Genomic DNA, 7,058 nt, shown 5'->3' with positions numbered 1-7,058 from the left:
CACGAGAGGAACGACAGAGCAGATGACCAACCCGTTCGACGACGAAAACGGACGTTTCTTTGTGCTGGTGAACGACGAGAACCAGCATTCGTTGTGGCCGACCTTCGCCGACATCCCGGCGGGATGGACGAAGGTGTTCGGTGAGGACAGCCGTGCGGCGTGCCTCGAGTATGTGGAGAAGAACTGGACCGACCTTCGGCCGAAGAGTCTCATCGACGCCATGGAGGCCGACCGCGCCGAGCGCGGGACCGAGTGATGCGACCCTGAGCGACATTCTTCGTGAAATCTGTCGTCCATGACTGACAGGAGCCCGATGAGCTGTCATCATTTCTTCACGGAGAAGTCCCGGTCTCATCCCCTCCGACGCGGACCTCTCGGGTGTGGAAAGCAGGTCAGGCATGGTCGGTGACTTCGGACCGTGGGCGACCGCACGATTGTGTGCGACGCGTGACGAGATCGCGCGCCGCGCCGAGATCACCCCGACACTGACTGCGGTCCGATACATCGACGAATCGGCGACCTATCGCGACCTCGCGGGCGCGCTGGTCAGTTATGACATGGTGGCCGAGCAGAACGGCCTCGGTATCGGGTCCACGGTGTCCGCCGCGATACTGCACTGTCTACCGCGCATCGGCAGGCTCGACGAGCCGACCGCCGTCGTCCACACGGTGTGTCAGGTGGTCGAATGGCTGGCCCGCGACATCGACGACGGCCAGGCCGGCGGGCTACACGCCATCGGCTGACGACGTCTGCGCAATGATCACGGATTGCGCCGGTCGACGACCGGCCCGTCGGCCGACCACGGGAAGTTGATCCACTTGTCGGTGGTGCGCCAGCAATAGTCGGGCCGGGTGATCGTGTGTGGCTTCTGATAGATGACCGCGTTACGGACCTCGGCGACCCGGCCCTGCTGCTCGCAGTAGTCGTCGACGATCCGCAGCGTCTTGCCCGAGTCGGCGACGTCGTCGACGACCAGGACCCGTTGATCGGTGAGTCCACTGCTCTCCAACAGCGACGGGAGCAGCACGGGTTCGGCGAGGGTCTCACCGATTCCCGTGTAGAACTCGACGTTCAGCGAGATCAGGATCTTGCAGTCCAGCGCGTAGGCCATCGCACCGGCCGGGATCAGACCTCCGCGCGCGATGCCGAGGATGATGTCGGGGACGAATCCGTCGTCGGCGACCATCTGGGCGAGTGCCCGGCATGCCTGGCCGTTCAAATCCCAGGTGAGGATCTCCCGTTCCACAGCGGTGCTGTCCATGGGACAACTCTGCCAAGACTTCGGTAGGTGCGCGCGTCGAATCGAGACCAAAGAGGAGTCGGATTCGCGGGGGTCGGCATTGCCTGCGCTCGCCAGTCCGCGGTGACGCCGGTCCCTGAGTCTGAGGCGCTGCCCTGAGGAGCCGCGGAGCGAGCTTGCGAGCGTCACCACCCGGTCCCTGAGGCGCCGCCCTGAGGCGCCGCCCTGAGGAGCGAGCGTGCGAGCGTCACGAAGGGAGCGAGCGTGCGAGCGTCACGAAGGGAGCGAGCTTGCGAGCGTCACGAAGGGAGCGAGCGTGCGAGCGTCACGAAGGGCGACCCGTTCGTGACACCCTCCGAATGGCGACCCCACACGCCGTCCACAGGCTTCTGAAGAAGTCCAGGATTTTCCTTGACTTCGAACACCAGTTCGAATAAATTGGTGTCATGAGAACTTCGGGGGACCTCATGACATCCATCGATTCACTCTGTGAGCAGCGCCGATCCGACGACCTGACCGGACGTGCCGCGTTTGATCTGATGCAGGTGGTGATCACCGGGCGCAACCGTCTCGACCACCTCGCCGCGCTCCTTGCCGGCGACATGGATCGCTTGGGGGTGGCGAAAGATCACGGCCGCAAGATGACCGAACTGCTCATCGTGATGGGCTTCGCGCCGGCTGTGGCGGCTCGCCTGCTGCGGATCGCGGCCACCACGTCCTCGCTGCCCACCCTGCATGCGCATGCCGCAGACGGTGCGATCTCCAGTGAGCACGCCGATGCGGTGGTCAAAGGCGTCAACCATATCGAGGGCAGATCAGCGGAACCGATCGACGACGCAGCGCGTCTAAGGTTTGTGACAGATCTTCTCGGACAGTTCTTCTCCGGCGCCACCCCCGCCGACATCACCAAACACGCCCGACGGTTGGGTAACCGGGCTGCCGACGACACCGGTGGTCTGCCGGCGTCGGAAGACCGCAACCTCAACACCCTGTCCAAAGCGTTGACCAGCGACGGACGGCTCGAAGTGCACGCCGACCTCAACACCGACGTCGGCGAAAAGTTCCACGCCGCCATCGAAGAACTAGCCAAACCCCGTCCCGAACCCGACGGCTCCCCCGACGCCCGGTCGACCGAGCGTCGCCAAGCCGACGCGCTAGAAACGTTGCTGGACATCGCTGCTCGCGGCGGCGATGTCGCCTCCGCACCGCGCACCCAAACCCTGATCACCGTGCCCGCCGAACGACCCGAAGACGCCGAACTCGAGTTCATGGGGTCGATCACCGAAGCCACCCTGCGCACCCTGACCTGTGACGGCACCATCACCACCATGATCGTCGACGACGAAGCCGTCCCCCTCGACATCAGCCACGACAAACGCCTGTTCCCCGCACCTCTGAGAAGAGCTCTGCACCAACGCGATCGGGGCTGCATCAAATGCGGGGCACCCGCCACCCGCTGCCATGCGCACCACATCAAACATTGGGCCGACGGAGGCAAAACCTACCTGGAAAACGGCTGCCTGTTCTGCCCCTCGTGTCACCACGACGTCCACCACAACGGCTGGGACGTCGTGATGGGACTCGACAAACACCCCTGGCTGATCCCGCCGGCATCCGTCGACCCGCAACGACGTCCAATCCCGGCCCACAACCGGCGCACGATGAACCTCGACAACCTGCCCACCGCCGCCTGAACCGAGACCCGGTGACGACAACCGCCAGACCACCGCCGCTGACCCCACCCGACCAACCAGCCTGACTGACCCGCCGTCGCTCTTCCGCTGATCGAGTAGGTTCCGAGCCGCCAGGCGAGGGACCGTATCGAGATCACCCAACCCAGGTCTCGATACGCAACTCACTTCGTTCGCCGCTACTCGACCCGCAGAGAGCGACCCCTGGCCGGGACCGCATCTGTCCCTTGAGAACTCCATAGAGTGAAACAGTCACGGCGCCACACGGTGTCGCGTACCCGACGGCCACCCAAACCCGGTCATGACGACCGGACAGCGGTGGTGCGCGGTACGCGACACCGTGCGCCGCCGGTGCGTCGCTGCCTCAGCGTGCGGTCGCTGCCTTGCGGTAGCCGCGGAGGGCCGGATAGATACAGACGCCGATGATGACGATCGTCCAGATGGTCACCTTGATGAGGTTCTCGGCGATCGGGCCGCCGGCCGCGAGCGACCGCATCACCTCGATGGCCGGGGTCATCGGCTGATTCTCCACTATGGGCTGCAACCAGCCCGGGTAGGCATCGACGGGGGAGAAGCCGGAATTGAAGAACATGAGCACACTCGATACGAGCGACAGCAAGGGGACCAACGGTGCCGAGGGCTGGGCGCTGACGGCGAGCGCGAGGACCAGCGTTGCGTAGGCGACGCCGAACATGAGAGCCACACCGAAGATGCCGGCGACCGCGACAACGCCCCCGGTGATGTCGAATCCGATGGTGGAGCCGACCGCAATCAGCAGAGCAGTCACCACCACGATGCGGAAGACCTCGCTCAGCAACCGCGACGTGAGGTCGGCGGCCCTGTTGATCGGCAGGACATAGAGTCGGGACAGCAGGCCGGTCCCGCGTTCCTGGTTCAGCCGGATGCCGGCGGCGACCGACCCGAACATCGCGCTGACCAGGATGACCAGAGGTACCGTCCCGTAGGTGCTGTCCTGGCCGGTGGCGCTGCCGATCGCGTCCCCGAGCACCACCTTGAACATGGCCAGGGTCAAGATCGGGACGATGATCAGCTGCAGGAACGTCGCCTTGTCGCGGATCATCACCGACAACTGCCGCCAGGACAACACGAGGCTCTGGGTGAACCAGGCGCGCACAGACCCCTCGGCAGGACTGCGCGTCCCGGCGGTGTCGGTCGCGGACGTGGCCCGCGCCGCGGCAGCCGAGGTGGCCTCACCCTCGCCGGATTCGGGCGAGGTCGGATCGGGCGAGGCGGAGTCGATGGCGGCGGTCATCGCACGGCCCGTCGCACGCCGAGCGTCGTCATCACGATCCCCGCGGCCAGGAGTCCGACACACCACCAGATCGTCGGGGTGAGGATGTCGAGGGTCGCGGTGCCGTCGCTCAGCGCGCGCATCGAGGTCGCGAACTGCGAGATCGGCTGGTTGCGGACGAACGGCTGAATCCAGTCGGGGAATTGGTTCTCGGGTACAAACCCGGTCGACAGCAATCCGAGTATCAGGATCGGTAGGGACAAGGCCTGACTTGTCGCCTCGGGCCTATTGGTCAACAGGCCGAGTGCGTCGGCCAGGATCGCGATCAATATGCCGACCGTGAGCACGACGCCGAACAGTCCGACCGTCTCGAGCGCGGAGCCGTCGGGACGCCACCCCATGACGAGGCTGGTGACCGTCGCACAGATCACCGAGATCACCAGCAACACGGTGTTGGCTCCCAGTCGTGCGAGGGTCGGAACGGCGACGGGCATCGGCATCGTGCGAAACCTGGTGTTGATGCCCTTGGTGGTGTCGACGGCGGCACGCATCGCGGCCGACGATGCCACGAAACTCACCGACTGCAGCGCGATGATCGGCATGAGAAATGCCGCATAGTCCATGCCTGGATCCGCGTCCATGATCGATCGCAACGGGAGGTAGAAGCAGATCGCGAGGAGCACCGGAGCGACGAACGCGAAGATGATCTCGCCGTTGCGCACGATCGCGCCCAGCCCGCGACTCGTCAGCGTCCACCACTGCGCCATCGGGTGTGTGGGTGGACGCCCGACGGTCAGTTCGGCGGAGGCGATGCGGCCGGCGCTCGTGCCCCGGCTCGTCATGTTCCCGGTCGCCGTCATGTTCCCGGGTCCGGCTCATCCGGCGGAGTGGCGGCCCGGGGCGCACCGGTGCCATCGGGACGAGCAGGGTCGGTCAGTGCGAGGAACACCTCGTCGAGGCTCGGGCGACGCAGCGCGACGTCGGACAGCCGGATTCCGGCCTGCGTGGTGCGCTGCACGATGGCGACGAGGGTGTCCGCTCCGGCCGGAGCCGGGACGGCCACCGAGAATCGCTCGTCGGGGTCATCGGAGGAGTCATCGGACGGCCGACGGGCCGTGCCGGCGGGCACCAGGTCCCCGAGGCACTCCACGAGTCGGTTCAGGTCGTCGGGGTCGGCGGGCGACACCTCGTAATGGGAGGCGCCGGTCGCGGCCTTCAGCTCGTCCGCGGTGCCCGACGCAATGACCCTGCCGCGGTCGATCACCACGATGTGGTCGGACAAGGTGTCCGCTTCCTCGAGGTACTGGGTGGTCAGCAGCGTGGTCACGCCTTGGTCGCGCAGCGACTCGACGAGCTTCCACACCTCCAGACGGCTCCGAGGATCGAGGCCGGTGGTCGGTTCGTCGAGAAAGACCACCTCCGGCTGCGTGACGAGGCCGCAGGCGATGTCAATGCGTCGGCGCATTCCGCCCGAGTACTCACCGACCTTGCGGTTTGCCGCGTCGGTCAGCTCGAACGAGGTCAGCAGGTCGTCCGCGCGAGCACGAGCCGCCGAGCGGGTGAGGCCCATCAGCCTGCCGAACAGGATGAGGTTCTCTCGTCCGCTGAGCGCCTCGTCGAGGGCGGCGAACTGTCCGGTCAACATGATCGACCGTCGCACCCCCGGCGCATCCGACACCACGTCGTGCCCTGCCACGGATGCACTGCCCCCATCGGGCTTGAGCAGTGTGCAGAGCATGTTCACCGTGGTCGTCTTGCCGGCCCCGTTCGGACCGAGCAGAGCCAGGATCGACCCTTTGGCTACCGAGAAGCTGACGGACTCGACGGCGACGTTGTCGCCGAATCGCTTGTGCAGGTTGACGACCTCGATCGCCGATTCTCGCTGCGGGACGTCGGCGACCGGGTTGTGCGGGGCGGGCGGAACCGCGTCCGTCGATGATGTGGGGGTGTCCGGAAGGTGTTGGGGGTGAATATCATTCGACTGTGTGCCGACGTCCTCTGCGGGGGGCTCGGTCGATTGATCTGTGGATGAGACGCTCGGCGGATCGCCCGGCGGTGTCGAAGAGTCCTCGGCGGTGGTGTGGGCGGTGTCGGTGTCGGCAGTGGGATAGGTGCCGGCGATGGTGGGGTCGAGCGTGGAATTGCTGACTACGTGCCAGCCATTCACGACCGCCGGGGATTCGGAGGCACTCGCGTCCGTTTCCGGTGCCGGGGACCCGGCCGCCACAGTGGGGATCGGGACAGTCGGCGCCTCGTCGCCCGGCACGGCTGCGTGACGTGCTCGAGCCGGCCGGCCGGACTCGGTACTCGCAGATCCGGCGTCCGACGAACCCGCAGGCGGGCCGACCGACTGCGGATCTGCATGCTGCGGACCTATGCGCTGCGGACCTATGTGCTGGGGACCGATCTGCAAGTCACCGGAGGTGAGCAAATCCGCGTCCCGGTCGATGTCCGACACCGGGTCCATCGGTGCTGCGGCGGTGGACCGGCGGGTCTGCTCGGCCATCGACAACTCCTCTCGGGCCACCTCGGTTACGGAGCGCACGGCTGGACGATGTGGCGATGCTACCCAAAATCATGGTCGATGGTCCCAGAATATTGTCGCCACGCGCTGCCCAAACATTACTTCGGGAACCGATGGATTCGTACGTTTGGATGACTCGTCGCGGCGGTCGGTAACGATCTGCGGTCATCGACCGAATTCCTACCGTGAGCAAGTCGTTTACCGGGTAATCGGGTGAGCGGGTGGCTGCTCATCCATTCAACCGAATCATGGTGAAGTTCGTTTTGGAAGGTGGATAATGACGCACACTGTTGCGAGGGAACAACCTTCCCCCGGAACAGACAGCCCACGACGACCCACGCGTCGGACGAA

Annotated in this window: 7 protein-coding genes; 3 read left to right on the top strand and 4 right to left on the bottom strand. The window is 65.7% G+C overall.

Annotated features, from left to right (window positions below; translation table 11 throughout):
• The first annotated feature begins 22 nt into the window (after positions 1–22).
• Both ACVT6V_RS25305 and ACVT6V_RS25300 read left to right on the top strand, forming a co-directional pair.
• The gene (locus tag ACVT6V_RS25305) at positions 23–256 is read left to right on the top strand and encodes an MbtH family protein (protein WP_489896829.1); all 234 of its coding nucleotides are present in this window, start codon (positions 23–25) and stop codon (positions 254–256) included.
• A gap of 142 nt (positions 257–398) precedes the next feature.
• Complete coding sequence (locus ACVT6V_RS25300; RefSeq protein ID WP_489896828.1) at positions 399–743, top strand: hypothetical protein; 345 nt, start codon at positions 399–401, stop codon at positions 741–743.
• A gap of 17 nt (positions 744–760) precedes the next feature.
• Here ACVT6V_RS25300 and ACVT6V_RS25295 read toward each other — a convergent pair whose 3' ends face one another.
• Positions 761–1,261, bottom strand: coding sequence for a phosphoribosyltransferase (locus ACVT6V_RS25295; RefSeq protein ID WP_489896827.1), 501 nt, complete (start codon positions 1,259–1,261; stop codon positions 761–763).
• A gap of 425 nt (positions 1,262–1,686) precedes the next feature.
• On the opposite strand from ACVT6V_RS25295, the gene ACVT6V_RS25290 reads away from it, so the two are divergent.
• On the top strand, positions 1,687–2,934 hold the full coding sequence (locus ACVT6V_RS25290; protein WP_489896826.1) for an HNH endonuclease: 1,248 nt from the start codon (positions 1,687–1,689) through the stop codon (positions 2,932–2,934).
• A gap of 361 nt (positions 2,935–3,295) precedes the next feature.
• Here ACVT6V_RS25290 and ACVT6V_RS25285 read toward each other — a convergent pair whose 3' ends face one another.
• The 3 genes from ACVT6V_RS25285 to ACVT6V_RS25275 are packed head-to-tail and all read right to left on the bottom strand — an operon-like array spanning position 3,296 to position 6,689.
• A complete protein-coding gene (locus tag ACVT6V_RS25285) occupies positions 3,296–4,204 on the bottom strand; it encodes an ABC transporter permease (RefSeq protein ID WP_489896825.1) in 909 nt (302 codons plus the stop codon).
• Positions 4,201–5,043, bottom strand: coding sequence for an ABC transporter permease (locus tag ACVT6V_RS25280; RefSeq protein ID WP_489896824.1), 843 nt, complete (start codon positions 5,041–5,043; stop codon positions 4,201–4,203). The genes ACVT6V_RS25285 and ACVT6V_RS25280 overlap by 4 nt, the downstream gene beginning before the upstream one ends.
• Positions 5,040–6,689 carry an ATP-binding cassette domain-containing protein gene (locus ACVT6V_RS25275; protein WP_489896823.1) on the bottom strand — a complete coding sequence of 550 codons (1,650 nt, stop codon included), beginning with the start codon at positions 6,687–6,689 and terminating at the stop codon, positions 5,040–5,042. Before ACVT6V_RS25275 ends, ACVT6V_RS25280 begins: the two co-directional genes overlap by 4 nt.
• Between the last annotated feature and the right edge of the window lie 369 nt (positions 6,690–7,058).

This window comes from Gordonia sp. LMA167, assembly GCF_058130025.1.
Note: the sequence above shows the minus strand (reverse complement) of the source record. Positions and strands in the feature narration are given on the sequence as shown.